General features: G+C 75.0%; 29 protein-coding genes and 1 tRNA gene. 14 read left to right on the top strand and 16 right to left on the bottom strand.

Annotation, left to right across the window (positions count from 1 at the left end):
- Nucleotides 1–19: 19 nt before the first annotated feature.
- The 4 genes from ACYVOF_RS05080 to ACYVOF_RS05065 form a co-directional block, all read right to left on the bottom strand.
- Nucleotides 20–985, bottom strand: a complete 966-nt coding sequence (locus ACYVOF_RS05080; protein WP_460864439.1) for an SDR family NAD(P)-dependent oxidoreductase — start codon at nt 983–985, stop codon at nt 20–22.
- Nucleotides 986–1,226: 241 nt separating this feature from the next.
- Nucleotides 1,227–1,703, bottom strand: a complete 477-nt coding sequence (locus tag ACYVOF_RS05075) for a nucleoside deaminase (protein ID WP_460864438.1) — start codon at nt 1,701–1,703, stop codon at nt 1,227–1,229.
- Nucleotides 1,703–2,839, bottom strand: coding sequence for an acyl-CoA dehydrogenase family protein (locus tag ACYVOF_RS05070; protein WP_460864437.1), 1,137 nt, complete (start codon nt 2,837–2,839; stop codon nt 1,703–1,705). Before ACYVOF_RS05070 ends, ACYVOF_RS05075 begins: the two co-directional genes overlap by 1 nt.
- Before the next feature lie 31 nt (nt 2,840–2,870).
- Complete coding sequence (locus ACYVOF_RS05065; RefSeq protein ID WP_460864436.1) at nt 2,871–4,049, bottom strand: acyl-CoA dehydrogenase family protein; 1,179 nt, start codon at nt 4,047–4,049, stop codon at nt 2,871–2,873.
- Between the two features lie 239 nt (nt 4,050–4,288).
- Between ACYVOF_RS05065 and ACYVOF_RS05060 the strand changes: the two genes are divergently transcribed.
- Nucleotides 4,289–4,792 carry a phenolic acid decarboxylase gene (locus ACYVOF_RS05060; protein ID WP_460864435.1) on the top strand — a complete coding sequence of 168 codons (504 nt, stop codon included), beginning with the start codon at nt 4,289–4,291 and terminating at the stop codon, nt 4,790–4,792.
- A 28-nt stretch (nt 4,793–4,820) separates the two neighbouring features.
- Here the strand turns inward: ACYVOF_RS05060 and ACYVOF_RS05055 are convergent, their stop codons facing one another.
- A complete protein-coding gene (locus ACYVOF_RS05055; RefSeq protein ID WP_460864434.1) occupies nt 4,821–5,387 on the bottom strand; it encodes a DinB family protein in 567 nt (188 codons plus the stop codon).
- A gap of 93 nt (nt 5,388–5,480) precedes the next feature.
- Between ACYVOF_RS05055 and ACYVOF_RS05050 the strand changes: the two genes are divergently transcribed.
- The gene (locus ACYVOF_RS05050; RefSeq protein WP_460864433.1) at nt 5,481–6,443 is read left to right on the top strand and encodes a helix-turn-helix transcriptional regulator; all 963 of its coding nucleotides are present in this window, start codon (nt 5,481–5,483) and stop codon (nt 6,441–6,443) included.
- On the opposite strand, the gene ACYVOF_RS05045 is transcribed toward ACYVOF_RS05050, so the two are convergent.
- From ACYVOF_RS05045 to ACYVOF_RS05035, 3 genes are all read right to left on the bottom strand, one after another.
- Nucleotides 6,430–8,616, bottom strand: a complete 2,187-nt coding sequence (locus ACYVOF_RS05045; protein ID WP_460864432.1) for an MMPL family transporter — start codon at nt 8,614–8,616, stop codon at nt 6,430–6,432. The genes ACYVOF_RS05050 and ACYVOF_RS05045 overlap by 14 nt on opposite strands.
- A 3-nt stretch (nt 8,617–8,619) precedes the next feature.
- Nucleotides 8,620–9,249 carry a TetR/AcrR family transcriptional regulator gene (locus ACYVOF_RS05040; protein WP_460864431.1) on the bottom strand — a complete coding sequence of 210 codons (630 nt, stop codon included), beginning with the start codon at nt 9,247–9,249 and terminating at the stop codon, nt 8,620–8,622.
- 257 nt (nt 9,250–9,506) lie between these two features.
- On the bottom strand, nt 9,507–10,232 hold the full coding sequence (locus ACYVOF_RS05035; RefSeq protein WP_460864430.1) for a DUF998 domain-containing protein: 726 nt from the start codon (nt 10,230–10,232) through the stop codon (nt 9,507–9,509).
- A gap of 83 nt (nt 10,233–10,315) precedes the next feature.
- On the opposite strand from ACYVOF_RS05035, the gene ACYVOF_RS05030 reads away from it, so the two are divergent.
- A complete protein-coding gene (locus tag ACYVOF_RS05030) occupies nt 10,316–10,993 on the top strand; it encodes a TetR/AcrR family transcriptional regulator (protein ID WP_460864429.1) in 678 nt (225 codons plus the stop codon).
- A 129-nt stretch (nt 10,994–11,122) separates the two neighbouring features.
- Here the strand turns inward: ACYVOF_RS05030 and ACYVOF_RS05025 are convergent, their stop codons facing one another.
- The 3 genes from ACYVOF_RS05025 to ACYVOF_RS05015 are packed head-to-tail and all read right to left on the bottom strand — an operon-like array spanning nt 11,123 to nt 13,218.
- Nucleotides 11,123–12,580, bottom strand: coding sequence for a protein adenylyltransferase SelO (locus tag ACYVOF_RS05025; protein ID WP_460864428.1), 1,458 nt, complete (start codon nt 12,578–12,580; stop codon nt 11,123–11,125).
- Nucleotides 12,581–12,640: 60 nt separating this feature from the next.
- Nucleotides 12,641–12,784: a hypothetical protein gene (locus tag ACYVOF_RS05020; protein ID WP_460864427.1), complete on the bottom strand. Its 144-nt coding sequence runs from the start codon at nt 12,782–12,784 to the stop codon at nt 12,641–12,643.
- A gap of 50 nt (nt 12,785–12,834) precedes the next feature.
- Nucleotides 12,835–13,218, bottom strand: a complete 384-nt coding sequence (locus tag ACYVOF_RS05015) for a phage holin family protein (protein WP_460864426.1) — start codon at nt 13,216–13,218, stop codon at nt 12,835–12,837.
- Nucleotides 13,219–13,387: 169 nt separating this feature from the next.
- On the opposite strand from ACYVOF_RS05015, the gene ACYVOF_RS05010 reads away from it, so the two are divergent.
- Nucleotides 13,388–14,164, top strand: a complete 777-nt coding sequence (locus tag ACYVOF_RS05010; protein ID WP_460864425.1) for an SDR family NAD(P)-dependent oxidoreductase — start codon at nt 13,388–13,390, stop codon at nt 14,162–14,164.
- Between the two features lie 19 nt (nt 14,165–14,183).
- Here the strand turns inward: ACYVOF_RS05010 and ACYVOF_RS05005 are convergent.
- A tRNA-Leu gene (locus tag ACYVOF_RS05005) sits at nt 14,184–14,269 on the bottom strand.
- A gap of 110 nt (nt 14,270–14,379) precedes the next feature.
- Between ACYVOF_RS05005 and ACYVOF_RS05000 the strand changes: the two genes are divergently transcribed.
- The 6 genes from ACYVOF_RS05000 to ACYVOF_RS04975 are packed head-to-tail and all read left to right on the top strand — an operon-like array spanning nt 14,380 to nt 19,377.
- Nucleotides 14,380–15,732, top strand: coding sequence for a M20/M25/M40 family metallo-hydrolase (locus tag ACYVOF_RS05000; RefSeq protein WP_460864424.1), 1,353 nt, complete (start codon nt 14,380–14,382; stop codon nt 15,730–15,732).
- Between the two features lies 1 nt (nt 15,733).
- Nucleotides 15,734–16,534: an SDR family oxidoreductase gene (locus ACYVOF_RS04995; protein WP_460864423.1), complete on the top strand. Its 801-nt coding sequence runs from the start codon at nt 15,734–15,736 to the stop codon at nt 16,532–16,534.
- Nucleotides 16,534–17,514: an NADPH:quinone oxidoreductase family protein gene (locus ACYVOF_RS04990; RefSeq protein ID WP_460864422.1), complete on the top strand. Its 981-nt coding sequence runs from the start codon at nt 16,534–16,536 to the stop codon at nt 17,512–17,514. The genes ACYVOF_RS04995 and ACYVOF_RS04990 overlap by 1 nt, the downstream gene beginning before the upstream one ends.
- 41 nt (nt 17,515–17,555) lie before the next feature.
- Nucleotides 17,556–17,912: an ArsR/SmtB family transcription factor gene (locus tag ACYVOF_RS04985; RefSeq protein ID WP_460864421.1), complete on the top strand. Its 357-nt coding sequence runs from the start codon at nt 17,556–17,558 to the stop codon at nt 17,910–17,912.
- Nucleotides 17,909–18,979, top strand: a complete 1,071-nt coding sequence (gene arsB, locus ACYVOF_RS04980; protein ID WP_460864420.1) for an ACR3 family arsenite efflux transporter — start codon at nt 17,909–17,911, stop codon at nt 18,977–18,979. Before ACYVOF_RS04985 ends, arsB begins: the two co-directional genes overlap by 4 nt.
- The gene (locus tag ACYVOF_RS04975; protein ID WP_460864419.1) at nt 18,976–19,377 is read left to right on the top strand and encodes an arsenate reductase ArsC; all 402 of its coding nucleotides are present in this window, start codon (nt 18,976–18,978) and stop codon (nt 19,375–19,377) included. Before arsB ends, ACYVOF_RS04975 begins: the two co-directional genes overlap by 4 nt.
- Before the next feature lie 72 nt (nt 19,378–19,449).
- Here the strand turns inward: ACYVOF_RS04975 and ACYVOF_RS04970 are convergent, their stop codons facing one another.
- Genes ACYVOF_RS04970 through ACYVOF_RS04960 form a run of 3 tightly spaced genes read right to left on the bottom strand, consistent with a single transcriptional unit; the run spans nt 19,450 to nt 21,771 of the window.
- Nucleotides 19,450–20,520 carry a quinone-dependent dihydroorotate dehydrogenase gene (locus tag ACYVOF_RS04970; RefSeq protein ID WP_460864418.1) on the bottom strand — a complete coding sequence of 357 codons (1,071 nt, stop codon included), beginning with the start codon at nt 20,518–20,520 and terminating at the stop codon, nt 19,450–19,452.
- A 1-nt stretch (nt 20,521) separates the two neighbouring features.
- A complete protein-coding gene (locus ACYVOF_RS04965; protein ID WP_460864417.1) occupies nt 20,522–20,755 on the bottom strand; it encodes a DUF5703 family protein in 234 nt (77 codons plus the stop codon).
- A complete protein-coding gene (locus tag ACYVOF_RS04960) occupies nt 20,752–21,771 on the bottom strand; it encodes an NHL repeat-containing protein (RefSeq protein WP_460864479.1) in 1,020 nt (339 codons plus the stop codon). Before ACYVOF_RS04960 ends, ACYVOF_RS04965 begins: the two co-directional genes overlap by 4 nt.
- A 154-nt stretch (nt 21,772–21,925) precedes the next feature.
- On the opposite strand from ACYVOF_RS04960, the gene ACYVOF_RS04955 reads away from it, so the two are divergent.
- Nucleotides 21,926–22,321 carry a hypothetical protein gene (locus tag ACYVOF_RS04955; RefSeq protein ID WP_460864416.1) on the top strand — a complete coding sequence of 132 codons (396 nt, stop codon included), beginning with the start codon at nt 21,926–21,928 and terminating at the stop codon, nt 22,319–22,321.
- Between the two features lie 6 nt (nt 22,322–22,327).
- Here the strand turns inward: ACYVOF_RS04955 and ACYVOF_RS04950 are convergent, their stop codons facing one another.
- Nucleotides 22,328–23,248: an aldo/keto reductase gene (locus tag ACYVOF_RS04950; RefSeq protein WP_460864415.1), complete on the bottom strand. Its 921-nt coding sequence runs from the start codon at nt 23,246–23,248 to the stop codon at nt 22,328–22,330.
- A 133-nt stretch (nt 23,249–23,381) separates the two neighbouring features.
- On the opposite strand from ACYVOF_RS04950, the gene ACYVOF_RS04945 reads away from it, so the two are divergent.
- From ACYVOF_RS04945 to ACYVOF_RS04935, 3 genes are all read left to right on the top strand, one after another.
- A complete protein-coding gene (locus ACYVOF_RS04945) occupies nt 23,382–24,212 on the top strand; it encodes an undecaprenyl-diphosphate phosphatase (RefSeq protein ID WP_460864414.1) in 831 nt (276 codons plus the stop codon).
- 74 nt (nt 24,213–24,286) lie between these two features.
- A complete protein-coding gene (locus ACYVOF_RS04940) occupies nt 24,287–25,006 on the top strand; it encodes a histidine phosphatase family protein (protein ID WP_460864413.1) in 720 nt (239 codons plus the stop codon).
- A gap of 58 nt (nt 25,007–25,064) precedes the next feature.
- A complete protein-coding gene (locus ACYVOF_RS04935; RefSeq protein ID WP_460864412.1) occupies nt 25,065–25,658 on the top strand; it encodes a DUF3090 domain-containing protein in 594 nt (197 codons plus the stop codon).
- Nucleotides 25,659–25,684 lie beyond the last annotated feature (26 nt).

Here is a 25,684-nt window from a genome sequence, read left to right as displayed (position 1 = left end):
GTCTTCTAGTACCCGCGGGCTAGCGGGAGACGGCGTCGAGCCCGGTCAGCTCGGCCGACAGCGCCCACAGCCGGGCGGCCTGCTCGGGGTCGGTGGCCCAGTCGGCCACCCCGACGCGGAAGCGGCCCTCGGAGTCCACGGCGACGTCGCAGTCCTCGCAGTACACCCCGCCCTCGCCCTCGAGCCGGGGTGAGGTGGCGGCCCAGCACGTCGTGGCGGCACCTTGCTCGGGGGTCTTGAAGCCCTGGCCGATCTCGTTGCCCTGCTCGTCGATCCAGCCGAGGTCGACCATCTCCTGCTTGGGCAGGTGGCGCTGCAGCGGGGTGAGGATGCCGCCGGGGTGCACCGAGAACGCCCGCACCCCCTGGGACTGCCCGAGGGCGTCCAGCGCGACCGCGAACAGCGCGTTGGCCGTCTTGGCCTGGCCGTAGGCGGCCCACTTGTCGTACTCGCCGTCGGTCCACATCACGTCGTCCCACCGCATGCCGCCGCGGTGGTGCCCTGCGGAGGACAGCGACACCACCCGGGCGCCACCGTCGCGGACGAGCGCGGGCCAGAGCCGGTTGGCCAGGGCGTAGTGGCCGAGGTGGTTGGTGCCGATCTGCGCCTCCCAGCCCGGGCCGACGCGGGTCTCCGGGCAGGCCATGATGCCGGCGTTGCCGATGAGCAGGTCGATCGCGCGGTCGGAGGCCAGGAACCGCTCGGCGAAGGCGCGGATGCTGTCCTGGTCGCCGAGGTCCAGCTCGTCGACCGCGGTGCGCTCCAGTCCGGCGAGGGCCTCGCGGGCGGCGTCGGGCCGGCGGGCGGGGACGACGACGTGCGCGCCGGCGGCCACCAGGGCACGGGTGGTCTCGAGGCCGATGCCGGAGTAGCCGCCCGTGACGACGGCCAGCCGGCCGGTGAGGTCGATGCCCTCGAGGACGTCGGAGGCGGTGGAGTCGTGGCCGAAGCCGGAGTCGACCGGGTGCTGCGGGGTGCTCGTCATGCCTCCGACGCTAGGCCCCGCCGGGGGCCGCAGCAGCACCGGGAAGTGCGCCCGGCGCTGTCCCGGAGGCGCGCCCACACCGGACAGTGCGCCCGGCGCGCTCTGGGGGGCGCGCCGACACCGGACAGTGCGCCCGTCGCGGTCCCTGGGGGTGCGTCCACACCGGAAAGTGCGCCCGGCGCGGTCCTGGGAGTGCGGCGCTACCGGAAGGTGCGCCCGGCGCGGTCCCTGGGGGTGCGGGTCAGCGGGTGTGCAGGGTGCGGTGCAGGGCGTGGACCTGCTCGGCGAGCTCCGGGTCGGGGCCGTCGACCACCTGGCCGGGCACCACCTCGACCACCGGCAGCGGCCGCACCGCACCCGGTGCGACCCCGAGCTCGGCCAGCCAGCCCGTCAGCTGCGCGCTGGTGCTGGCCACGACGATGCGACCGAGGCCCACCCAGCCGTGCGCGGCCGCGCACATGGGGCAGTGCTCCCCGGAGGTGTAGACCGTGGCCGCGGCCCGCTCGTCCGGGTCCAGGTGCCGGGCCGCCCACCTCGCCAGCTCGATCTCGGGGTGGCGGGTGTGGTCGCCGCCGCCCACGCGGTTGCGGTCCTCGGCCAGGACCACGCCGTCCCCCGCGACCAGCAGCGAGCCGAAGGGCTCGTCCCCGGCCGCCAGGGCCTCGGCGGCGAGCGCGACGCACCGGCGCAGGTGCTCGCGGTCGGTCCCGGTCAGCATCAGCCCGGCAGGGCCTCGACGGTCTCGTACGAGCGCACGCGCCCGGCGAGGCGGCCCAGCGCCCAGTCGCCGTCGCCCAGCTGGTGGTCCAGCGCCGTGAGGTGGCTGGTGTAGTGGCCGATCGAGTACTCCGCGGTGACCCCGATGCCGCCGTGCAGCTGGATGGCCTCCTTGCCGACGTGGCGGCTGGCCTTGGAGACCTGCAGCCGGGCACGGTCCGCGGCCGCGACCACGTCACCGCCCGCGTCGAGCACCATCGTCGCCCACAGCGCGGTGCTGCGGGCCAGCTCGACCTCGACGTACATGTCGGCGGCGCGGAAGGTGAGGTTCTGAAACTTGCTCAGCGTCACGCCGAACTGCTTGCGGTTCTTCAGGTAGTCGCTGGTGGTGAACAGCGCGGTGTTCATGGCACCGACGGCCTCGTGGCAGTAGGCGATCCGGCCGCGGGCCAGGGCCCGCTCCAGGTCGTCGCTGCGGTCGGCGTCGCCCTCGCCCAGCAGCTCGGCGGGGGTGCCGGCCAGCTCGACCTTGGCGGCCCGGCCGCCGTCGTGGGTGCGGTAGCCGGTGCGGGTCAGCCCGGTGGCGTCGCCCGTCACCAGGAACAGCCGGGTGGTGCCCTCGACGACGGCGCTGACGACGAGCAGGTCCGCCCGCGCCCCGTGGGCCACGGGCTCCTTCACCCCGGTCAGCGCCCAGCCGTCACCGGAGCGCTCCGCGGTGACGGAGTGCGCCGCGGTCGACCAGCGGTCGGTGGGCTCGGCGTGGGCCAGGGCGAGCACCGAGGTCCCCTCGGCCAGCGCCCCGAGCACCCGCTGGCGCTGCTCGGCCGTGCCGACGTCGGCGACGAGACCGCCGGCGAGGACGACCGACTCGACGAACGGCTCGGGGGCGAGCACCTTGCCCATCTCGGTGGCCACGATGGCGACCTCGACCTGCCCGGCGCCCATCCCGCCGTCCTCCTCGGCGAAGGGCAGGCCCAGCACGCCCATCTCGGCGAGCTGGGTCCACACGCCCTCGTCGAAGCCCGGCTCGGCCTTGGTGGTGGCCCGGCGCTTCTCCGCGTCGTAGGCCTTGCCCAGCAGCGCGCCGACGGCGTCGCTCAGGGCGGACTGCTCGGTGTCGAACTCGAAGTCCATGTCTGCGTGGGTCCCTTGCTGTCCGTGGAGCTCAGAGTCCGAGGATGGAGCCGGCGATGATCTGGTGCTGCACCTCGTTGGACCCGCCGTAGATCGAGGCCTTCCGGAAGTTCAGGTACTGCGGGGTGGCGACACGCGCCCACTCGGGGACGTCCGAGTCGTTGTCAGTCGCCCCGGAGGCCAGCGCGAGCGGGCCGGCCACGTCCACCAGCAGCTCGGTCGCCGCCTGCTGCAGCTCGGTGCCGCGCAGCTTGAGCACCGACGACGCGGGGTGGGGCTTGCCGTCGGCGGAGTTGGCCACGACGCGCAGCGCGGTCAGCTCGAGGGCGAGCAGGTCGTTCTCCAGGTCGGCGACCCGGGCGGCCATGCGCGGGTCGTCGATGAGCTTGACGCCCCCCACGCTGACCTCGCCGGCGTGCTCCTTGGCCTGGGCGATGAGCCGCTTCGTCGACCCGATGGGGGCGACGCCGACGCGCTCGTTGCCGAGCAGGAACTTGGCGTAGTCCCAGCCCTTGTTCTCCTCGCCGACGAGGTTCTCACCGGGCACGCGGACGTCGTCGAAGAAGACCTCGTTGACCTCGTGGCCACCGTCGATGAGCTCGATCGGGCGCAGGGTCACCCCGGGGCTGTCCATCGGGAAGAGCAGGAAGGAGATCCCGCGCTGCCGCTTCTCCGCGCCCGGGTCGGTGCGGACGAGGCAGAAGATCCAGTCGGCGTGCTGGCCGAGGGTGGTCCACGTCTTCTGCCCGTTGACGATCCAGTCGTCCCCGTCGCGGACGGCGGTGGTCTTGAGCGAGGCGAGGTCGGAACCGGCCTCGGGCTCGGAGAAGCCCTGGCACCACCAGATGTCGAGGTTCGCGGTGGCGGGCAGGAAGCGCTCCTTCTGCTCCTGCGACCCGAAGGCGGCGATGACGGGCCCGACCATGGTGGCGTTGAACGCCAGCGGCGGCGGCACGCAGGCCAGCAGCATCTCCTCGTGCCAGATGTGGCGCTGCAGCGGGGTCCAGCCGCGGCCGCCCCACTCCTGCGGCCAGTGCGGCACGGCGAGCCCGGCGGCGTTGAGGATCCGCTGGGTCTCGACGACCTGCTCCTTGGACGGGTGGCGGCGCGCGGCGACGGTGTCGCGGATCTCCTGCGGCACCTGGGTGGTGAAGAACGTCCGCATCTCGTCGCGGAACTTCTCGTCCTCGGGGGACAGGTGGAGCTGCATCGGGGCCTCGTCTCTGCTCGCCGCTGCGGCGGCGGTGCCGCGGGTGATGGACCCACTTTCCCACACCTGTTACCGGTCGGTAGGTCGGCACCGTGAGCGGCCCGCCCGGCGGCGGACCGACCGCCCGGAGGTCGGGGGTGTCGTCTCAGGGTTCATGTACAAGATGTACGTCCTGTACAGAGCCCGCCGCGCGTCCCACCCGGGCTGCAGGTCACCCCCCACCGCCGCAGACTGTTCGCATGAGCAACGACCAGCAGGACCTCAGCGGCATCGTGGGCCACCGGTTCGTCTACACCTACGACACCGGCTGGCAGTACGAGATGTACGTCAAGGACGACGCCACCATCGACTACCGCATCCACTCCGGGAAGGTCGGCGGGCGCTGGGTGAAGGACCAGGCCGTCGACCTCGTCGAGATCTCCCCGGGCAGCTACAAGGTGTGCTGGGTGGAGCCCACCGGCACCTGCGTGGTGGTCAACGTGCTGCCGGAGCTGCGCCGGGTGCACGGCACGATCTTCTTCCCCGCCTGGATCACCCAGGACGGCAGCGCCACCGTCTGCTTTCAGAACGACCACCTCGACGAGATGCGCGCGCTCCGCGACGCGGGGCCGACCTACCCGGTCGAGGTGATCCCGGAGTTCGCCGAGATCACCCTGTTCGAGCACGTCGGCACCGACGACGAGACGGTCATCGACACCGCACCCGGCGACCTGCCCGACGGCTGGGCCGACCGCCGGGGCTGACCCCGCTCACGTCGCGGGCGACCCCCGCTCACGTCGCGGGCGACCACGGCTGCACGAACCGGTTGCCCGGCCGCCCCTCCACGGCCATGAGCAGCGGCAGCGCACCCGCCCCGTCGATCTGCTCGCGGATGATGTCGGCGTGCCCGGCGTGGCGCGCCAGCTCCTCCACGTGGTGCACCAGCGCGAACCGCTGCACCGACGGGGTCGGGTCCGGCAGGCCGTCCCACGGCGCCGGCGGCTCCGTCATCGGCGCGCCCGGGTCGGTGGTCCGCACGTCGGCCAGGTAGGTCTCGCGCGCGGCGTCGAACGCGGCGAGGGTGCCCTCGAGGGTCTCGTCCGGGCCGAGGACGAAGCTGGCCGCGAACACCGCGGCGCCGGCCGCGTCGAGCGGCTCGCTGAGCCGGTCGCGCTGCCTGCCCGTCATGACGTAGGTGGCGTGCTTGAGCAGCCCGCCGACCGACAGCGCACTGCGGCAGGGCGTCGCGCGGGCCTGCTCGTCGGTCAGCCCGTGGGCGGCGGCGCGCAGCCCGTCGAGCTGCTGGGCGAGGAAGCCGACGAGGACCTCGGACTCGGTGTACGGGGCGGGAGCGAACACGGGGACCTCCGGGGGAGTGGTTGTTGGCGTCGGGACCACGCTAGGAGGCATTGCGGTCACTTCCTGGCCGCTGTGCGGGGCAGGATCGACCCCGTGGCGAACACCAGCTCCCGGACCCTGCGCCTGCTCTCCCTGCTGCAGTCCCAGCGCTACTGGCCGGGCCCCGAGCTGGCCGATCGGCTCGGGGTCTCCCCGCGCACGCTGCGCCGCGACGTCGACCGCCTCCGGGACCTCGGGTACCCGGTGCGCGCCGCCCGGGGCACCGACGGCGGCTACCAGCTGGCCGCCGGCGCCGCCCTGCCGCCGCTGGCCCTCGACGACGAGGAGGCCGTGGCCCTGGCCGTCGGGCTGCAGGCCGCCACGGCGAGCACGGTCGCCCCGATGGCCGAGCCGTCGCTGCGGGCGCTGGCCAAGGTCACCCAGGTGATGCCGCCGCGGCTGCGCCGCCAGGTCGACGCCCTGCGCGCGGTCACGGTCACCGCGGCGTGGGGGCCGGGTGGCGCCGGGCCGGACCCGGCCGTGCTGCTCACCGTGGCCCAGGCCTGCCGCGGCGAGCAGGGCCTGACCCTGGACTACACGGCGGCCGACGGCGCCCGCACGCAGCGGCGGGTCGAGCCGCACCGGCTGGTGTCGCTGGGCCGGCGCTGGTACCTGGTGGCCTACGACCTCGACCGCCAGGCGTGGCGCAGCTTCCGCGTGGACCGGGTCGGGGCGGCCCAGGTGGACGGCCGCCGGTTCCGCGCCCGCGACCTCCCCGCCACCGACGCCGCGGCGTTCGTCCGGGAGAACATCGTCGCCGCCCCCACCAACCACGACGTGCGCGCGGTGCTGGACTGCCCGGCCGCCACCGCCCGGGCCCGGCTGGGCCGGTGGGCCCGGCTCGAGGAGCTGCCCGGGCAGCGGTGCGCGCTCACGATGCGCACCGACTCCCTGCCGTGGGCCGCGTTCGCCCTGGGCGTGGCCGGGGTGGAGGTCAGCGACGTCGCGCCGGCCGAGCTCGCCGCCCTGCTGGGGCAGTGGTCGCAGCGCTTCGACCGGGCGGTCAGCCCGCGCTGACCTCCTCGCGGGGGGCGTCCGACCGCTGCTCCAGCCCGGCGCCCTCGACGTCGAGGTGGGGCAGCTTCTGCAGGAAGCCCGGCAGCCACCACGCGCGCTCCCCGAGCAGGCTCAGCGCGGCGGGCACCAGCACCATCCGGACCACGAAGGCGTCGAACAGGATGCCCGCGGCCAGGGCGAAGGCGATGGACTTCACCGTGTCGTCGCCCTCGGGGACGAAGCCCGCGAACACCGAGAACATGATCAGCGCGGCGGCCACCACGACCGGGGCGGCCTGCCGGAACCCGGTGCGCACCGACTCGACGGGGTCGGTGCCGCGGCTGTGCGCCTCGTGCATCCGCGAGACCAGGAAGATCTGGTAGTCCATGGCCAGGCCGAACAGGATGCCGATCATGAGGATCGGGGTGAGGCTGATCAGCGGGCCGGGCCCGGAGAGGTTGACCAGCGAGCCCAGCCAGCCCCACTGGAAGACCGCGACCGTGGCGCCCAGCGACGCCCCGATGGTGAGCAGGAACCCGAGCACGCCGACCAGCGGGACCAGCAGCGAGCGGAACACCAGGACCAGCAGCACCAGGGCGAGGCCGACGACGAGCACCAGGTAGACCGGCGGGGCCGCGTTCAGGCTGGACGAGACGTCGACGCTGACCGCGGTGGCGCCGGTGACCGAGGCCTCCACGGGGCCCGTGCCGGCGCTGCGCAGCGTGTCGCGCATCGTGCCCACGAGGTCCTCGGTGGCCACGGTGGCGGGCCCGGAGCCGGGGATGACGGTGAGCAGGGCGGCGGTGTCGTCGGCGTTGGGGATGGGCGGGGTGACGCGGACGACGTCGGCCAGCCCGGAGAGCTGGGGTGCGGCCGCGGCGGCGGCCTGGGCCGCGCCGGGCCCGTCGAACAGCACCGTGAGCGGGCCGTTGACGCCGGGGCCGAAGCCCTGCGCGAGCAGCGCCTCGGCGCGGGCCTGCGACGTCCCGGCCGGAGCGGCGGGCACCAGGGTGGTCTGCAGCGACAGGACCGGGATGGCGATGACCCCGAGGGCGACGACGGCGAGCACGGCGGCGACGACGCGGTGGCCGGTGACGGCGTCGACCCAGCGGCCGAGCAGGCGCTCCTCCTTCGCCGCCACCGACGCCTCGGTCTCGGGGGTGTGCGCGCCGCGCTGCGCCCGGGGCATGACCCGGCGGCCGAGGAAGCCGAGCACGGCGGGCACCAGGGTCAGCGCGACGAGGACGGCGACGACGATGGTGGCCGCGGCGGCCAGGCCCATCTGGGTGAGGAACGGGATGCCGACCACGGAGAGCCCGACCAGCGCGATGACGACCGTGGTGCCGGCGGTGACGACGGCCGACCCGGCGGTGCCGACGGCGGTGCGCAGCGCGGTGGCCACGTCCCCGGTGCGGGCGAGCTCCTGGCGGTGGCGGCTGATGATGAACAGCGCGTAGTCGATGCCGACCGCGAGGCCGAGCATGGCCGCGAGGATCGGGGTGGTGGAGGAGAGGTCGGTGAAGCCGGTGGCGATGGTGATGCCCATGATCCCGACCCCGACGCCGACCAGGGCGGTGAGCAGGTTGAGCCCGGCGGTGACGAGCGAGCCGTAGGTGACGGCGAGGACGACGAGGGCGACGACGACGCCGATCACCTCGGAGATGCTGCCCACCGGCGGCTGCGCCTGCACGGCCTGCCCGCCGGCCTCGACGGTGAGCCCGCTGCTGCGTGCGGTGTCCAGCGTGGCGCGCAGCGCGTCCTGCTGCTCGGGGGTCACCCCGCCGGCAGGCACGCCGTAGGTGACGGTGCTGTAGGCGACGGTGCGGTCGGGGTTTCTCGTGGGCATCTGCGGGCTCAGCGGGTCGGTCGCGGACACGACCCCCGGCAGGGCCTTGAGCTCGGTGACGAGGCTCTGCACGGCGGCCGCGTTGGCCGGGTCGGTGACCGTCTGGCCCGCCGGTGCGGCCACGACGACCTGCGCGGCGCCGCCGCCGGCCCCGGCCCCGAACTCCTCGGAGATCCGCTCCAGGGCGTTGGTCGACTCCTGCCCGGGGATGGAGAACGTGGTGGAGGTGGGGCCGGACAGGGTGGCTGCGCCGGCCCCGCCGCCGACGAGGATGACGAGCCACACCAGCACGACGGCGCGGCGGTGCCGGTGGGCGAACGCCCCCAGGCGGGACAACAGAACGGCCATGGGTCAGGTCTCCCGGGTGTGCGTGGGGCGGGGGTGGGTGGAGATGACGGTGGTGCTGGGCGCGGTGGCGTGGTGGTGGCCCAGCGCGTCGAGGCAGGTGGCGACGACGTGGGGCCGCCACAGCGCCGCCTCGCCGTGCTCGTGGGCGGCGACGGTGAGCACGGCGAGCGCGCTCAGCGCCCCGGCGACCCGGATGGAGCGCTCGGTGACCTCGGTGGGGTCGACGTCGAAGGCATCGAAGAGCGCGTCCCCGGCCTCGGCGGCGGTCGGCGTGGGGCCGTCGGGGGCGCGGGTCTCCGGGGAGAGCAGGAGCGCGACCGTGCCGGGGTGGGCCAGCGCGACGTCGACGACGAGCTCGAGCACGCGGCGGTCGCGCTCCGGGCCGGCCGGCTCCTCTGCCACGGTGGCGGCGACGGTGCGGCCCAGGTCGCGGGCGTGGTCGAGGACGGCCTGGTGCAGCCGGTCCTTGCTCGGGAAGTGGTGCAGCAGACCGGCCTTGGACAGCCCGACCGCGTCGGCCACGTCCTGCACGGACGTCTTGGCCACCCCGCGGCGGGCGAACAACGCGGCGGCGTGGTCGAGGATGCCGGCGTCGAGCTGCTGGCCGAGCAGCTGGCGCAGGGGGGTGGGCACGTCGACGACCGTACCGACGCACCGACCGATCTGGTCGGTCCGCGGACCACCTCGGTCGGTCACCTTGGTCACACGACCTGCGTCACACCGCGGGTCCGGCCTCCCGGGCGGCGCGCGCGGTGAGGGCTCGCGCGAACGCGTCGAGGTCGTCGGGGTGGGCGCTGACGTCCAGGTCGCTGTCCATGCCGCCCGTAGTCGCACCACCCGGGGGGCGTCGGCAGGACTGAGGTCAGCGCGTCGGGGTCAGCGCGCCGGGGTCAGCGCGCCGGGGTCAGCAACGGGGTGCGGCGGTACAGGTCGACCGAGACGGCGGCCAGCCACACCCAGGCCAGCACCACGGCGGCCCAGAAGCCGAGCACCACCGCCGGGGCGCTCGAGCCCGTCGCGATCGCGGCGAACGCGACCGTGAACACCACCGCGGTGACGACCGAGAGCGTCGCCAGCCCGGTGCGCTGCTCCGCCCGCAGCCGCCGGGCGTGCACCACGCACGCCGCGACGAGGCTGACGAACCCGAGCCCACCGAGCACCAGGTGCCCGACCCCACCGGCGGTCGTCGTGACCGCGGGGCCGTCGGGGGTGCCGGGCGGGAAGCCGTTCATCGGGTCGGCGCGGAACAGCCCGGCCCCGACGAGCCCGACGCCGTACCCCACGACAAGCCACGAGCCCCAGCGCGAGCCCCGGCCCAGGGCTCGCAGCGAACGGCCCATCCCCAGGCCCGCGGCCACGACCATGAGCCCGGACGCGACGAGCACGACGACCTGGACCCACCCCCAGTCCCCCCGGGCCAGCAGGCTCAGGTCGTGGCGGGTGAGCTCGAACCCGGGCCGCAGCAGCGCCTGCACCAGGCCGGCGACGACGTAGAACGGGCCGACCAGCACCCCGTAGCCCAGCAGCGAGCGGGTGATCGCGGCGGTGCGGTCGGCGTCGCCGCGGCCCACCAGCGGGCTGCCGGACGGGCCCGTGGCCCGGGACGTCTGTGCCACGGTCGCCTCCTGCGTCTGTACTGTCGGGGTGGAGTACCAGACAGTACAGAGCCGGGTACTGGTCAGTCCAGGGAGGGGGAGCGGTGGCCGAGGACGACGGGGTCGAGCTGGTGGTCCGCCTCGACGCGCCCGCCCCGGTGACGCCCACCCGTGACGCGCGGGCGGACATCGTCCGGGCCGCGACGGCGCTGTTCCTCCGTCACGGGTACCCCGGCACCAGCACCGACCAGGTCGCCGCGGCCGCCGCGGTGTCGAAGCAGACGGTCTACAACCAGTTTCGGGACAAGGAGCAGCTCTTCCGCACGGTCGTCCTGGGTGTCACCGCGACCGCCGAGCAGTTCGCCGCCGGGGTGGGGGCGACGGCCGACGAGGTGGGCTCCGAGGCCGACCTCGAGCCGGCGCTGCTCGCCCTGGCCCGCCGCTACCTGGCCACCACGCTGAGCCCGACGGTGCTGGCGCTGCGCCGGCTCGTCATCGGGGAGGCCTCCCGGTTCCCGGACCTGGCCGCGGAGTACCACCGCCGGGCGCCGGCCCGGGTGATGGGTGCGCTGGCCGAGCTCGTGGCGGGGCTGCAGTCACGCGGTCTGCTCGCCCCCGGTGACCCGGCCGACACGGCCGAGGACCTCGCGTTCCTGCTGCTCGGAGCCCCGTTGGACCGCGGCCTGTTCCACGTCGACACCGCGGCACCGAGCCCGGCGGAGGTCGACGCCCGGGCGGCGCGCGCGGTGCGGGTGTTCCTCGCCGCGCACTGGACGACCTGACGAGCTCGACACCCCGAGCCCCTCCCGTCGGAGTCCCGGTGGTCGTCCAGCACGACGCTGTACGTTCTGTACAGAACGTACACGGGGTCTGGGGCAGTCACCTCGTCCCGGGGCCGGACCGGTCGGCGGCTAGGTGCCGCAGAAGGTGCGGTAGACGCCGAAGTCGACCGGGGCCGCCTCGGCGTAGCGCTCGAGCCCGGGCCGGACGGTGAACGGGTCGCCCAGCGCGTCCAGCAGGCCGTGCAGCGGGGCCAGGTCGCCGGCCTGCGCCGCGGCCAGCGCCTCCTCGACGAGGTGGTTGCGGGGGATGTAGACGGGGTTGACCCGGTCCATCGCGTCGGCGTCCGGGCCGGCGGCCCGCCAGCGGTCCAGCCAGGCGTCGACCGTCGCCAGGTCGACGAAGCGGCCGCGGACGTCCTCGGCGTCGCCGCGGGCGGCTCCGGCCAGGGCGCGCCAGAACCCGGTGTGGTCGACGTGGCTGGCCTGCAGCTGCGGCAGCAGCTCGACCAGCAGCGGGCCGGCGGTGGCCTCGTCGGTGAGCCCCAGCTTGGCGGTGAAGATCCGCAGCCGGGCGGCCTCGTAGCGGGAGGCGAAGGTGCGCAGCACGGCGGTCGCCTGGGCGACGGCCTGCTCCTGGTCGTCGTCGATGAGCGGCAGCAGGGCCTCGGCCAGGCGGGTCAGGTTCCACTGCGCAATGCCCGGCTGGTTGCCGTAGGCGTAGCGGTGCTGCTGGTCGATGGAGGAGAACGACGCGGCCGGGTCGTAGGCCTCGAGGAAGGCGCACGGGCCGTAGTCGATGGTCTCCCCGGACAGGGTGACGTTGTCGGTGTTCTGCACCCCGTGGACGAAGCCGACGCCCATCCACCGCGCCACCAGCGAGGCCTGCGCGGCGACGACCGCCTCGTACAGAGCGAGGTAGGGGTTGGGTGCGGAGGCCGCGCGCGGGTGGTGCCGGGCGATCGCGTGGTCGGCGACGCGGCGCAGCAGGCCGAGGTCGCCCGTGGCGGCGGCGTGCTGGAGCGAGCCGACCCGCAGGTGGCTGGCGGCGACGCGGGCGAGCACGGCGCCGGGCAGCGGCCCGTCCTCGCGGAGAACGGCGCGGCCGGTGGCGGTGACGGCCAGGGAGCGGGTGGTGGGGATGCCCAGGGCGTGCATGCCCTCGCTGACCACGTGCTCGCGCAGCATGGGCCCGAGCGCGGCCAGGCCGTCCCCGGCGCGGGCGAACATCGTCGGCCCGGACCCCTTGAGGTGCAGGTCGCGCAGCCGGCCCGCGGTGTCGGTGAGCTCGCCCATCAGCAGCGCGCGGCCATCGCCCATGCGGGGGTTGAAGTGGGCGAACTGGTGCCCGGCGTACTGCTGGGCCACGGGGTGCGCGCCCTCGGGCACGACGGTGCCGGTGAGCAGGCCGACCCCGGCGGGGGAGCGCAGCCAGTCGGCGTCCAGACCCAGCTCGGCGGCCAGGGCCTCGTTGAGCACCACCAGCTGCGGCGCGGGGGTGTCGGCCCCGTGCCCGGGCCGCGCCATCTCGGGCAGCACGTCGACGAACTGGTGGGAGAGGCTGACGGTGGGGGTGGCCTCGACAGTCATGCCCCGACGGTACGTCCGGCCCCCGACCCCGTGCTGGTCCCCGGGGTCGGGGTGGCGACGTCAGGACTCGTTCGCATCGCCCGGGTGGGGAACGTTGTCCTCGTCGACGTAGGCCTCGTGCTGCGGGTCGGCCGCACCCTCGCGGGGGCCGGTGTTGTCGCCGTTCTCAGGCACGGCCTCGGCGGCGTCACTGGGCATCGTCACGGGTGCACTCCTCGGGTCGGTGAGGTCGCGACGTTGCCACGGCGCCCCGGTCAGCGCTTGCGCAGCGGCAGGACGAGCTCGGCGACCCAGCTGGCCAGGGCGATGAAGAACCCGCCCACCACGGCGCCGGTGAACCCGGAGACGTCGAGCCGGTCGGACAGCCCCGCGGTGACGGCCAGCAGGATCGCGTTGACCACCAGCAGGAACAGCCCCAGCGTGAGCACCACGAAGGGCAGGGAGAGCAGCCGCACCACTGGCCCGAGGATCGAGTTGACCAGGGCGAACAGCAGCGCCACCCACAGGTAGGTGCCCGCCTCGCCGAACGTGCCGCTGATGTTGGCGACGACCGTGACGCCGCTGTAGAAGCGGGCGACGACGAAGAAGATGACGGCGAGCACGACGACCCGCAGCCCGAAGCGCGTCAGGGTGTTCATGGCGCCACGCTAGCCGTGTCGGCGCAGGGGGTCGGCCCGCCCGCGTCCGGCTGGTGCAGGTGTCTCACCGGTGGGTTCTGCACAGACTGCACAGAGCTCCGCCGCGCGAGGGGTGGTCCGCTCTGCGGGTCCGGTCCCACCGTCGCGACACCGTCCTAGGCTCCGGCGCATGGACATCACGGGATCCAGTGCGCTCGTCACCGGCGGCGCGTCGGGCATCGGCGCCGCCGTCGCCCGCCGGCTCGCCGGCCTGGGGGCCATCGTCGTCATCGCCGACCTGGCGGCCGAGCAGGGTCAGGCGCTGGCCGCGGAGATCGGCGGGGTGTTCGCGCGGGTCGACGTCACCGACACCGACCAGATCATCGGGGCGGTCGACCTGGCGTGCGAGCAGGGCCCGCTGCGCTCGGTGGTCAGCTCGGCGGGCATCGGCTCGGCGCAGCGCACCATCGGCCGAGACGGGCAGTACGCCTCGGCGCATGACCTCGAGACCTTCCGCCGCGTGATTGCGGTGAACCTGCTGGGCACCTTCGACGTCACCCGCATCGCCGCGACCGCGATGAGCCGCAACGACCCGAGCGACGCCGGGGAGCGCGGGGCCATCGTCAACCTGGCCAGCGTGGCCGCGTTCGACGGGCAGATCGGGCAGGCCGCGTACTCGGCGTCCAAGGGCGGCGTGGTCGGGATGACGCTGCCGGTGGCCCGCGACCTCGCCGCGTCCGGGATCCGGCTCAACACGATCGCGCCCGGACTGATCGACACCCCGATCTACGGCCAGGGCGACGCCGCGGAGGCGTTCAAGGCGAAGCTGGGGGAGAGCGTGCTGTTCCCGAAGCGCCTCGGCGCGCCCGACGAGCTGGCCCGCATGGTCGTCGAGTGCCTGACCAACCCGTACATGAACGGGGAGACGGTGCGCGTCGACGGCGGCATCCGCATGCCCCCGAAGTAGACCGGGGACCGAGACAGGGTGTCCGAGGGGGGACTTGAACCCCCACGCCCGTTAATAGGGCACTAGCACCTCAAGCTAGCGCGTCTGCCATTCCGCCACTCGGACCTGCTGCGCGGGCCCGGGAACCGGGTGACCGTGCGGCGGACAGCGTAACCGATGCCCCGCCGCCCCCCGACCACCCCGGTCCCGTCACCGGCCGGTGGTAGAACCACGGGGTGGCCGACCAGGAGAGCGCCCCCAGCCCGTCCCGCGCCGAGCAGGAGGTGGTCGACCTGTGCAGCCGCCTGCTGCAGATCGACACCTCCAACACGGGTGACCCGGCCACCGTCGTCGGCGAGCAGGAGGCCGCCGACTGGGTGGCCGCCCAGCTCGAGGAGGTGGGCTACGAGGTCACCCGCGTCGAGTCCGGCGCCCCCGGCCGCGCCAACGTGTTCGCCCGCCTGGAGGGGGCCGACCGCGAGCGCGGCGCGCTGATGATCCACGGCCACCTCGACGTGGTCCCTGCCGAGCCGGCCGACTGGTCGGTGCACCCCTTCTCGGGCGCCGTCGAGGACGGCTACGTGTGGGGCCGCGGCGCGATCGACATGAAGGACATGGTCGCGATGACCCTGGCCCTGGCCCGGCAGTACAAGGCCGAGGGCACCGTCCCCCCGCGCGACCTCGTCTTCGCCTTCGTCGCCGACGAGGAGGCCGGCGGCAAGTACGGCTCGCACTGGCTCGTCGAGCACCGCCCCGAGCTGTTCGACGGCGTCACCGAGGCCATCGGCGAGGTCGGCGGCTTCTCGCTCTCCGTCGGCCGCCCGGACGGCACCGAGGCCCGCCTCTACCTGGTGGAGACCGCCGAGAAGGGCATCGCGTGGATGAAGCTGCGCGCCAAGGGCCGGGCCGGGCACGGCTCGTTCCTGCACTCCGACAACGCCGTCACCACCCTCGCCGGCGCCGTGGACCGCCTGGGCCGCCACCAGTTCCCGCTCGTCATGACCGAGTCCGTCGAGGGCTTCCTGCGTGAGGTCGGCAGCGAGACGGGCCTCGACCTCGACCCCACCTCGCCCGACCTCGAGGGCACCCTGGCCAAGCTGGGCAGCATCGCGAACATCGTCGGCGCGACCCTCCGGGACACCGCGAACCCCACGATGCTCAACGCCGGGTACAAGGCCAACGTCATCCCGCAGACCGCCGAGGCCGTCGTCGACTGCCGGGTGCTGCCCGGCCGCGCCGCCGACTTCGAGCGCGAGGTCGACGAGATCATCGGCCCGGACGTGGAGCGGGAGTGGGTGACCCGGCTCGAGCCCTACGAGACGACGTTCGACGGCGAGCTCGTGGACCGGATGAACGAGGCGATCCTGGCCCACGACCCGGACGGGCGCACCATCCCGTACATGCTCTCCGGCGGCACCGACGCCAAGGCCTTCGAGAAGCTCGGCATCCGCTGTTTCGGCTACGCCCCGCTGCGGCTGCCCGCCGAGCTGGACTTCGCCGCCCTGTTCCACGGCGTGGACGAGCGCGTCCCCGTCGACGCGCTCACCTTCGGCGTCCGCGTGCTCGACCACTTCTTGAGGAGCTGCTGACATGGGTGCACACGACGGCCAGGTGGCCATGATCACCGGCGGGGCCTCGGGCTTCGGTGCGGCGGTGGCCCGCACGCTGGCGGGCGAGGGCGCACACGTGTGCCTCGTCGACCGCGACGGCGACGCCGCCACCGCGCTGGCCGAGGAGCTCGGCGGCATCGCGGTGGCCGGGGACGTCACCGACCCCGACACCTCCCAGCGGGCGGTCTCCGACGCCGAGCAGCGCTGGGGCCGGCTCGACCTCGCCTTCCTCAACGCCGGCACCGTCGGCGGGCAGCTCGCCGTGGACGACGCCTTCGACCTGGCCCGCTACCGCGCCGTGGTCGGGGTGAACCAGGACGCGGTGGTCTACGGCACGGTGGCCGCCGTGCCCGCGCTGCGCCGCGCCGGGGGCGGCGACATCGTCGCCACCTCGTCGCTGGCCGGGCTCGTCCCCATCCCCGGCGACCCCGTCTACACGCTGACCAAGCACGCCGTCATCGGTTACGTCCGCTCCGTGGGCCAGCAGCTGGCCGGCGAGGGCATCCGGGTCAACGCGATCTGCCCCGGCTTCGCCGACACCCCACTGATCGCCGACTTCCGCAGCGCCTTCACCGACGCCGGCTTCCCGCTGCTCACCACCGACGACGTGGTCACCGCGTTCCGGAAGATCCTGGCCTCGGGCACCACGGGCGAGGCGTGGTTCGTCCAGCCCGGCCGCGAGTCCGAGGCGTTCGCGTTCCGCCGCGTCCCCGGCCCGCGCACCGAGCAGGGCACCCCGCCGCCCCCGATGGGTGCGATGAACCCCACCCCGGGGCACTAGTGCGCGCCTGGCGGGTCCACGAGCTGGGCGAGCCGGGGGACGTGCTGCGCCTCGAGGACGTGGCCGACCCGGAGCCCGGCCCCGGCGAGGTCGTCGTCGACGTCGCCGCCGCGGCCACCAACTTCGCCGACGTGCTCGTGTGCCGCGGGGAGTACCAGGTCAAGCCCCCGCGGCCGTTCACCCCCGGCATGGAGGTGGCGGGCACCGTCACCGCCGCCGGGGAGGGCGCGGCGTTCGCGGTGGGCGACCGCGTGATCGGCCAGCCCGCTCCGCCGCGCGGCGGGTACGCGGAGAAGACAGTGCTGCCCGCGGCGAGCACCTACGCCTGGCCCGACGGGATGAGCGCCGCGCAGGCCGCCGGGTTCTTCGTCACCTACCAGACCGGGTACTGCGCGCTGCACCACCGCGCGCAGCTGCAGGCCGGGGAGACCCTGCTGGTCAACGCTGCCCTCGGTGGGGTCGGCACCGCCGCTCTGCAGCTCGGCCTCGCCGCCGGGGCCACCGTCATCGCCACCGCCGGCGGGCCCGAGAAGTGCGCGCAGGCCCGCGCCCTCGGCGCGCACCACGTGGTCGACTACCGCAGCGAGGACCTCGTCGAGCGGGTCCGCGAGCTCACCGACGGCCTCGGCGCCGACATCGTCTACGACCCCGTCGGCGGGGACACCTTCGACGCCGTGCGCCGGGTGGTCGCCTTCGAGGGCCGGCTGCTGGTCATCGGGTTCGCCTCCGGCCGCATCCCCGACGCCCCGGCCAACCACGTGCTGGTGAAGAACTACTCGATCGTCGGGGTGCACTGGGGCCGGTACAAGGACGTGGCGCCGGAGCTGGTGCGGCAGTGGCACGACGCGCTGGTCGACCTGTCCGCCCGCGGCCTGATCGACCCGGTGGTGGGCGAGGAGCACCCATTCGACGACCTGGTGCCGGCCCTGGACCGCCTGGCTGCCCGCAAGACCACGGGCAAGGTCGTCCTCGTCCGCTGACCCGTCTCGGCCCGTCCATCGACGTCTGTCAACATAGACACATGTCGATCCACGACGAGCCGTGCTGCGCGCCGCTCACCCACGAGCCGATGACCGCGGACTGGGCGGGGGACCTGGCCCGGATGTTCAAGGCCCTGGGCGACCCGGTGCGGCTGCGCCTGGTGAGCATGATCGCCTCGCACGACGGCGGGGAGGCGTGCGTCTGCGACCTCACGCCCGCGTTCGACCTCGCGCAGCCGACCATCTCCCACCACCTCAAGGTGCTGCGCGAGGCCGGACTGCTCACCTGTGAGCGCCGCGGCACCTGGGTGTACTACCGCGTGGTCCCCGCTGCGCTGGCCCAGCTCGCGGCCGTCCTCACCAGCCCCACCCCCGAGACCGCCGAGGTGCCCGCGTGACCGTCACCAGCGAGCCGCAGGCCGTCGCCGGCCGGCTCTCCACCCTCGACCGCTTCCTGCCCGTGTGGATCGGGGTGGCCATGGCGCTCGGGCTGCTGCTGGGCCGCGGCGTCCCCGGCCTGGGCGACGTGCTGCAGGCCGTCGAGGTCGACGGCATCAGCCTGCCCATCGCGCTCGGCCTGCTGGTGATGATGACCCCGGTGCTGGCCAAGGTCCGCTACGACCGGATGGGGACCGTCACCGGCGACCGCCGGCTGCTGGTCAGCTCGCTGCTGCTCAACTGGGTGCTCGGGCCGGCGCTCATGTTCGCCCTGGCCTGGCTGCTGCTGCCCGACCTGCCGGAGTACCGCACCGGGCTGATCATCGTCGGCCTCGCCCGCTGCATCGCCATGGTCGTCATCTGGAACGACCTGGCCTGCGGCGACCGGGAGGCCGCGGCCGTGCTGGTGGCGGTCAACTCGGTGTTCCAGGTGGTCGCGTTCGCCGCGCTCGGCTGGTTCTACCTCGACGTGCTGCCCGGCTGGCTGGGACTGGACCGCGCCTCGATCGACGCCTCGCCGTGGGACGTCGCCCGCAGCGTGCTGATCTTCCTCGGCATCCCGCTGCTGCTCGGCTTCCTGGCCCGCCGGGTGGGGGAGCGCCGCCGGGGCCGCGCCTGGTACGAGGACCGGTTCCTGCCGCGCATCGGCCCGTTCGCGCTGTACGGCCTGCTGTTCACCATCGTGGTGCTGTTCGCGCTGCAGGGCGAGCAGATCACCTCCCGGCCGCTCGACGTGGCCCGGATCGCGCTGCCGCTGCTCGTGTACTTCGCCGTCATGTGGGGCGGCGGGTACGCCCTGGGGGCGGCGCTCGGCCTGGGCTACGAGCGCACCACCACGCTGGCGTTCACCGCGGCGGGCAACAACTTCGAGCTCGCCATCGCCGTGGCCATCGCCACCTTCGGCGTCACCTCCGGGCAGGCGCTGGCCGGGGTGGTGGGCCCGCTCATCGAGGTGCCCGTCCTCGTCGCGCTGGTCTACGTCTCGCTGGCGCTGCGCGGCCGCTTCCGGGTGCAGGCCCCGGCGTGAGCACCCCGTCGGTGCTCTTCGTCTGCGTGCACAACGCGGGCCGCTCGCAGATGGCGGCCGGGTTCCTCGCCGAGCTGGGGGCCGGCCGGGTCGAGGTGCGCTCCGCCGGCAGCGAGCCCGCCGACCGGGTCAACCCCGCCGCCGTCGAGGCCATGGCCGAGGTCGGCATCGACCTGCGCGCCCGCACCCCGAAGGTCCTCACCCCCGACGCGGTCGAGGCCTCCGACGTCGTCATCACCATGGGCTGCGGCGACGTGTGCCCCGTCTTCCCCGGCACCCGCTACCTCGACTGGGCGCTGGACGACCCGGCCGGGAAGGGCGTCGAGGACGTCCGACCCATCCGCGACGAGATCCGCCGCCGCGTCGAGGCGTTGCTGGACGAGCTGCTGGCCGGGTGACCGCCCGCGGCGCCCTGTCCATTCTGTGCAGAATGCGCAGCCGGGCTGGGTGAGCACGTCCCGACCCGGGGGTCAGGGCGCCGGGACCCCGCTGCCCACCGCCTCGGCGACCGAGGAGAACCCCGCCGCCCGCACCCGCGCCGCCAGCCCACGGTGCACGTCGCGCGCCCACGTCGGCCCGCGGTAGATGAACCCGGTGTAGCCCTGCACCAGCGACGCCCCGGCGGTGATGCGCTCCCACGCGTCGTCCGCGGTCTCGATCCCACCGACGGAGACCAGCACCAGCCGGGCACCCACGCGGGCCCGCAGCCGGCGCAGCACGGCCAGCGACCGCGCCGCCACCGGCGGGCCGGACACGCCGCCGGCGCCCAGCCCGTCGACCCCCGGCGTCGCCAGCCCGGCCCGCGACACCGTCGTGTTCGTCGCGACGATCCCGGCCAGCCCCAGCTCGAGGGCCAGGTCCGCGACCGCGTCGACGTCGTCGTCGGAGAGGTCGGGCGCGATCTTCACCAGCACCGGGCGCGACGTCTCCGCGAGCACCGCCGCCAGCAGCGGGCGCAAGGAGGCGACGGCCTGCAGGTCGCGTAGCCCCGGGGTGTTGGGGGAGCTGACGTTGACCACCACGTAGTCGGCGTGCGGGGCCAGCGCCCGGGTGCAGGCCGCGTAGTCGCGGGGCGCCCCGTCGGCGTCGGTCAGCTTGTTCTTGCCGATGTTGACCCCGACGGGGACGTCCCGGTGCGCGTGGGCCAGCCGGTCGACCGCCGCGTACGCGCCGTGGTTGTTGAACCCCATGCGGTTGAGCAGCCCCCGGTCGGCGGCCAGCCGGAACAGCCGCGGCGCCGGGTTGCCCGGCTGCGCGCGCGGCGTCACCGTGCCCACCTCGACGAAGCCGAAGCCCAGCGCCCCCCAGGCGGGCAGCCCGGTGGCGTCCTTGTCGAACCCGGCGGCCAGGCCCAGCGGCGCGGGCACGTCCACCCCCAGCACCTTGGAGGCCAGCACCGGGTCCGGCCGGGCCAGCACCCGGGCCAGGGCGCGGCGCAGCACCGGCACCGCGCCGGCGAGCCGGATCAGCGCGAAACCCAGGTGGTGGGCCCGCTCGGGGTCGAGCCGGCGCAGCAGCAGCCGGAACAGCAGCGGGTACACCTCAGGTCGCCGGGCCGGGCAGGTCGTCACGGCTGGTGCGGCGCCGCCGCAGCACCACGCGTCGGCTGCCGTCGGAGTACAGCCGGGTCCGGGAGAGCTCCCAGCCCCCGAACTCGGCCTGGATGCCCAGCTGCACCGCGGCCGTCACCCGGGTGACGTCGGGCGGCAGCCGCAGCGGGTGGTACTCGTAGTCGTCGGCGCGGAACTCCCGCGGCGCCTGGGGCTCCCGGCTCATCCGGCTCCTCCCGCTGGGTCCAGCTGCGCGACGCCCTCCCCGGCGGCGGAGCCGACGACGACGACGCCGCTGGTGGGGTCCACGGCGACGCTGTCGGGCTCGTGGACGGTCGGGAGACGGTACCGCTCGACGGGCTCGCCGCCCGTCAGCTCGTAGCCCACCACCTCGTCGGTGGCGGTCAGCGTCACCCACACCAGGTTGCGCGTGGCGTCGTAGGCCAGGGCGTAGGGCGCGCCGGGCACGGGGTACTGCTGGCGCTCCAGGAACGGGTCGGTGCCGAAGAGCAGCAGCTGCCCGCCCGCGGTGTCGGCCACCACGACCCGGCCGAACCGGTCCGCCACGGCCGTGGTCGCCCCCACCCCGGCGCGCAGGCCCAGGCCCAGCGAGCCCTCCCCGGACAGGTCCACCTGCAGCAGCGCGGTCTGCCTGCGGTCGAGCACGTGCAGCGTCCCGCCGGCCACGACGAGCCCGTCCGCCGAGGCGATGCCGCCGACGGTGGGCCCGACGGCCCCGTCCGGGCCGAGCGCGACGACGGAGCCGTCGGCCAGCCCGGCCGCCACCCGCCCGTCCGGCAGGGCCGCGACGGAGACCACGTCGCCCGGGGCGGGGGTCGAGGTGACCGTGCCCGCGGCGGCGTCCACGTCGAGCACCGCGCCGGCCGCGGCGACGAGGACGTGCCCGTCGCGCCCGGCCGGGGCCAGGGAGGTGGCCGCGCCGGGCAGCGCCACGCTGCGGGGGGCGTCGGTGGTGGCGGTGTCGAGCAGCAGGACCCGCTCCGGGCTCGCGGTGAGCAGGGCGACGGTGCTGGTGCCGGGCACGGCCTGCGCGGCGTCGACGACGGCGCCCACCGGGCGGACGGTGCCCGCGGCCGGGGCCGTCGCGCCGGTGGCCACGGCGGGCCCGGCCGGCTCGATCGTCGCCAGCTGGTCGGCCGCGCTGCCCGAGGAGGAGCAGCCCGCCAGCACCGCGGCGGCCAGCGCCGCCGCGACGACGCCGGGGGCGCGGCGACGGGTCATCACGCGGGGGGACCTCCAGGACGGGGCGGGCGGAGCGGGGCAGCAGCTCCACCATGCTCCCCGACGCCCGCGTGGGGCCGCTCCGGCGGGGCTAGCGTGGGTCGCGACACAGTCCCGGGGACGCCGCGGCCCCGGCGGACGCGACGAGGGAGACATGAGCACCAGCGACGACACCACCGGGCCGGACGGGACGACCGAGGCCGAGGGCCAGGCCCCCGACACCGCCCTGCAGCTCGACGACCTCTCCACCGGCCCGTACGCCCACGGGCACGGCCGCACCGCCGACGGCCGCCGCTTCGCCTTCCGGGTGCGCGGCTCCACCGCCGTGGTCGAGGTCTACCGGGACGGGGCGGCCGAGCCCATCCCCACCCCCGAGGACGTGGCGGGGCGGGCGTCGCGGTCCGTGGCCGACGTCGACCTGCACGAGAACGCCGCCGTGACCACGCTCGTCACCGAGCTGGTCGAGGCCGCCGAGCCCCCGGACCGGGTACCTGACACCACGGTCATGGCCTTCCTCAGCCGGCTCGGCTCGGTGGTGGACAGCCTGTAGCGGGCCTCAGGCCTGCGAGACGTCGTCCAGCGCGGCCCGGATCGCCGCCGGCAGCACGAGCCCGGACGCGGCCAGCACCCCCGCCAGCTGCGCGGAGTCCCGGCACCCCACCAGCGCGGAGGCCACGCCGGGCCGGTCGCGCACCCAGGCCAGGGCCACGGCCAGCGGCGAGGTGGCCAGGCCGTCGGCCGCCGTCACCACCGCCTCCACCACGCGGGAGGCGTGCGCGGTGCGGTGGGCCTCGACGGCCGCGGCCAGGTGCGGGCTGGCCCCGCGGGAGTCGGCCGGGGTGCCGTCGCGGTACTTGCCGGTGAGCACCCCGCGGGCCAGCGGCACCGCGGCCAGCAGGCCCACCCCGTGGTGGGCGGCCGACCCGGCGAGCTCGGCCTCCACCCCGCGGGAGAGCAGCGAGTACTGCGCCTGCACCGAGGTCAGCACCGCACCGGGCAGCGACGCCGCGGTGGCCAGCTGCCAGCCGCGGTGCCCCCGCACCCCCACGTAGCGGGCGCGGCCGGTGGCCAGCACGTGCGCCTGGGTGGCCGCGACCTCCTCGACCGGGGTCAGCGGGTCCCAGCCCGCCACCTGCCAGAGGTCGAGGTGGTCGGTGCCCAGCGCGGCCAGGGTCGCGTCGAGCTGGGCCAGCAGGGTGCGCCGGGAGCAGTCCAGGCCCCCCTCCACGTGCCCCGAGCTGGCGGAGAGCACCAGGTCCGCGCGCGGCACGAGGTCACCGACCAGACCGGTCAGCACCTCCAGGGCCGCGCCCTCGCCGTAGGCGGGGGACACGTCGACGAGCGTGCCGCCGGCGTCGACGAAGGCCACCAGCTGCGCGGCCGCCTCGTCGGGGTCGGTGTCGCGGCCCCAGGTCAGGGTGCCCAGACCCACCGACGACACCCGCAGGCCGCTGCGCCCGACCGTCCGCTGCTCCACGGCTGCCGACCCTAGGGCGGGGCCCGGGCGCACCCCCGCCGCCACGCCGCCCACCTGAGCGGCTTCTCAGCGGTCGGCCGGCAGCACCCCCGTACGCTGCCGCCGTGCCGACCGCAGGACGTACCCCGTGACCATGACCTGGCTCCAGGCGATCGTGCTCGGCCTCGTGCAGGGCCTCACCGAGTTCCTGCCCGTGTCGTCGTCGGGTCACCTGCGTATCGTCTCCGGCGTCTTCTTCGGCGACGACGCGGGCGCCTCCTTCACCGCCGTCACCCAGCTGGGCACCGAGGCCGCGGTGCTCGTCTACTTCGCCCGCGACATCGCCCGGATCATCGCCGCCTGGGTGCGCGGGCTGACGAACAGGGCTGCCCGGGGGTTCGACTACCGCCTCGGCTGGTACGTCATCATCGGCACCATCCCCGTCGGGCTGCTCGGCTACCTGTTCAAGGACCAGATCCGCACCGGCGCGCGCAACCTGTGGCTCATCGCGACCGCGCTCATCGTGTTCTCCGCCGTGCTCTTCGCCGCGGAGAAGCTGGGCCGCCAGCGCCGGCCGCTGGAGCGGCTGACCCTGCGCGACGGCGTCGTCATGGGCTCGGCGCAGGCCCTCGCCCTCGTCCCGGGGGTGTCCCGCTCCGGCGGCACCATCAGCGCCGGGCTGTTCCTCGGACTCACCCGCGAGGCCGCCGCCCGCTACTCCTTCCTGCTCGCCATCCCCGCCGTCGTCGCCTCCGGGCTGTTCTCCCTGCCCGACGCGTTCTCCCCGTCCGGCACCGGGCTCGAGGCCAGCGGCGCCCAGCTGGCGGTGGCCACGCTGCTGGCCTTCGTCGTCGGCTACGCCTCGATCGCCGGGCTGCTGCGCTACGTCGTCAACCACACGATCTACGTCTTCGTCTGGTACCGGGTCGTCCTCGGCGTCGTGGTGCTCGTGCTGCTGGCCACCGGCGTGGTCAGCGCCACCTGACCCGGCCCCGGCGTTCGCCACGGGCGCACCCGCCGGGCGCGGCCCGGCGGGCCCGTCCGACATAGGCTCGGTGCATGACCGTGATCCTGCTCCGCCACGGCCGGTCCACCGCCAACACCGCCGGCGTGCTCGCCGGCCGCAGCGAGGGCGTCGAGCTCGACGAGAAGGGGCGGGAGCAGGCCGACCGGGTGGTCGAGCGGCTCACCGAGCTCCCCATCGTCGACATCGTCACCTCCCCGGTCCTGCGGTGCCGCCAGACCGTCACCCCGCTCGCCACCGCCCGCGAGCTCGAGCCCACCGTGGAGCCCGACCTGGCCGAGGTCGACTACGGCACCTGGACCGGGCGCAAGCTCGGCGAGCTGGGCAAGGAGCCGCTGTGGAAGGTGGTCCAGCAGCACCCCTCGGCCGCGGTGTTCCCCGAGGGTGAGGGCCTGGCCGCCGTGCAGGCCCGGGTCGTCGCCGCCGTCCGCCGCCACGACGCCCGGCTCGCCGCCGAGCACGGCCGCGACGTGCTCTGGGTGGCCTGCAGCCACGGCGACCCCATCAAGGCCGTGCTGGCCGACGCGCTCGGCTGCCACCTCGACACGTTCCAGCGGATCACCGCCGACCCCTGCTCGGTCAGCGTGGTCCGCTACACCGAGACGCTGCCCTTGGTGCTGCGCACCAACGACACGGGCGGTGACCTGCGCTCGATCGTCCCCGCACCCCCGCCAGCGGACGGCGGTGCCGACGGGCAGACTGGTGCGTCGGACGAGCCCGCCGGGGCCGTCGTCGGCGGCGGGGCCGGCGCATGAGCACCCCCACCGCCCCCCGCACCCGGACCGCACCCCCCACGACCGTGACGGAGGACCCATGGCACGCGTGATCCACGTCTTCCGCACCCCGGAGCGCTTCATCGCCGGCACCGTGGGCGAGCCCGGGGAGCGCGCCTTCTACCTGCAGGCCGTCGAGCAGGCCCGCGTGGTCAGCGTGCTGCTGGAGAAGCAGCAGGTGCAGGTGCTCTCCGAGCGCATCGGGGCCCTCCTCGAGGAGGTGCACCGCCGCTTCGGCGCCGACCTGCCCGCCGAGACCGACGACGTCGGGGACCTGCACCCCCTGACCACCCCGGTCGAGGAGGAGTTCCGCGTCGGCACCATGGGCCTGGGCTGGGACTCCGAGGCCGGCGCCGTGGTCGTCGAGCTTCTCGCCGCCACCGACACCGAGGTCGACGAGTCCGTCGTGCTCGACGACACCGACGAGGGCCCCGACGCCGTGCGGGTGTTCCTCTCCCCGGAGCAGGCCCGGGAGTTCGCGGCCCGCTCCGACCGGGTCATCTCCGCCGGCCGGCTGCCCTGCCCGCTGTGCAGCGAGCCGCTCGACCCCGCCGGGCACGTCTGCATCCGCACCAACGGCTACCGGCGCGGCGTCGGCATCTCGCCGTCGGCGGTCGAGCCGGACGAGGACTGACGCGGGCGTGTCGGCGGCCGGCGAGG

It is taken from the genome of Rhodococcus aerolatus, from assembly GCF_054783215.1.
The sequence above is the reverse complement of the archived record's forward strand: the minus strand, read 5'-3'. Positions and strand labels throughout refer to the sequence as shown.

What these genes read in the sequence shown, in the direction of transcription:
- ACYVOF_RS05080 (WP_460864439.1), bottom strand. Translation starts at nt 985, where the DNA reads ATGACGAGCACCCCGCAGCACCCGGTCGACTCCGGCTTCGGCCACGAC.
- ACYVOF_RS05075 (WP_460864438.1), bottom strand. Translation starts at nt 1,703, where the DNA reads ATGCTGACCGGGACCGACCGCGAGCACCTGCGCCGGTGCGTCGCGCTC.
- ACYVOF_RS05070 (WP_460864437.1), bottom strand. Translation starts at nt 2,839, where the DNA reads ATGGACTTCGAGTTCGACACCGAGCAGTCCGCCCTGAGCGACGCCGTC.
- ACYVOF_RS05065 (WP_460864436.1), bottom strand. Translation starts at nt 4,049, where the DNA reads ATGCAGCTCCACCTGTCCCCCGAGGACGAGAAGTTCCGCGACGAGATG.
- ACYVOF_RS05060 (WP_460864435.1), top strand. Translation starts at nt 4,289, where the DNA reads ATGAGCAACGACCAGCAGGACCTCAGCGGCATCGTGGGCCACCGGTTC.
- ACYVOF_RS05045 (WP_460864432.1), bottom strand. Translation starts at nt 8,616, where the DNA reads ATGGCCGTTCTGTTGTCCCGCCTGGGGGCGTTCGCCCACCGGCACCGC.
- ACYVOF_RS05025 (WP_460864428.1), bottom strand. Translation starts at nt 12,580, where the DNA reads ATGACTGTCGAGGCCACCCCCACCGTCAGCCTCTCCCACCAGTTCGTC.
- ACYVOF_RS05015 (WP_460864426.1), bottom strand. Translation starts at nt 13,218, where the DNA reads ATGAACACCCTGACGCGCTTCGGGCTGCGGGTCGTCGTGCTCGCCGTC.
- ACYVOF_RS05010 (WP_460864425.1), top strand. Translation starts at nt 13,388, where the DNA reads ATGGACATCACGGGATCCAGTGCGCTCGTCACCGGCGGCGCGTCGGGC.
- ACYVOF_RS04995 (WP_460864423.1), top strand. Translation starts at nt 15,734, where the DNA reads ATGGGTGCACACGACGGCCAGGTGGCCATGATCACCGGCGGGGCCTCG.
- ACYVOF_RS04985 (WP_460864421.1), top strand. Translation starts at nt 17,556, where the DNA reads ATGTCGATCCACGACGAGCCGTGCTGCGCGCCGCTCACCCACGAGCCG.
- ACYVOF_RS04965 (WP_460864417.1), bottom strand. Translation starts at nt 20,755, where the DNA reads ATGAGCCGGGAGCCCCAGGCGCCGCGGGAGTTCCGCGCCGACGACTAC.
- ACYVOF_RS04960 (WP_460864479.1), bottom strand. Translation starts at nt 21,771, where the DNA reads ATGACCCGTCGCCGCGCCCCCGGCGTCGTCGCGGCGGCGCTGGCCGCC.
- ACYVOF_RS04955 (WP_460864416.1), top strand. Translation starts at nt 21,926, where the DNA reads ATGAGCACCAGCGACGACACCACCGGGCCGGACGGGACGACCGAGGCC.
- ACYVOF_RS04945 (WP_460864414.1), top strand. Translation starts at nt 23,382, where the DNA reads ATGACCTGGCTCCAGGCGATCGTGCTCGGCCTCGTGCAGGGCCTCACC.
- ACYVOF_RS04940 (WP_460864413.1), top strand. Translation starts at nt 24,287, where the DNA reads ATGACCGTGATCCTGCTCCGCCACGGCCGGTCCACCGCCAACACCGCC.
- ACYVOF_RS04935 (WP_460864412.1), top strand. Translation starts at nt 25,065, where the DNA reads ATGGCACGCGTGATCCACGTCTTCCGCACCCCGGAGCGCTTCATCGCC.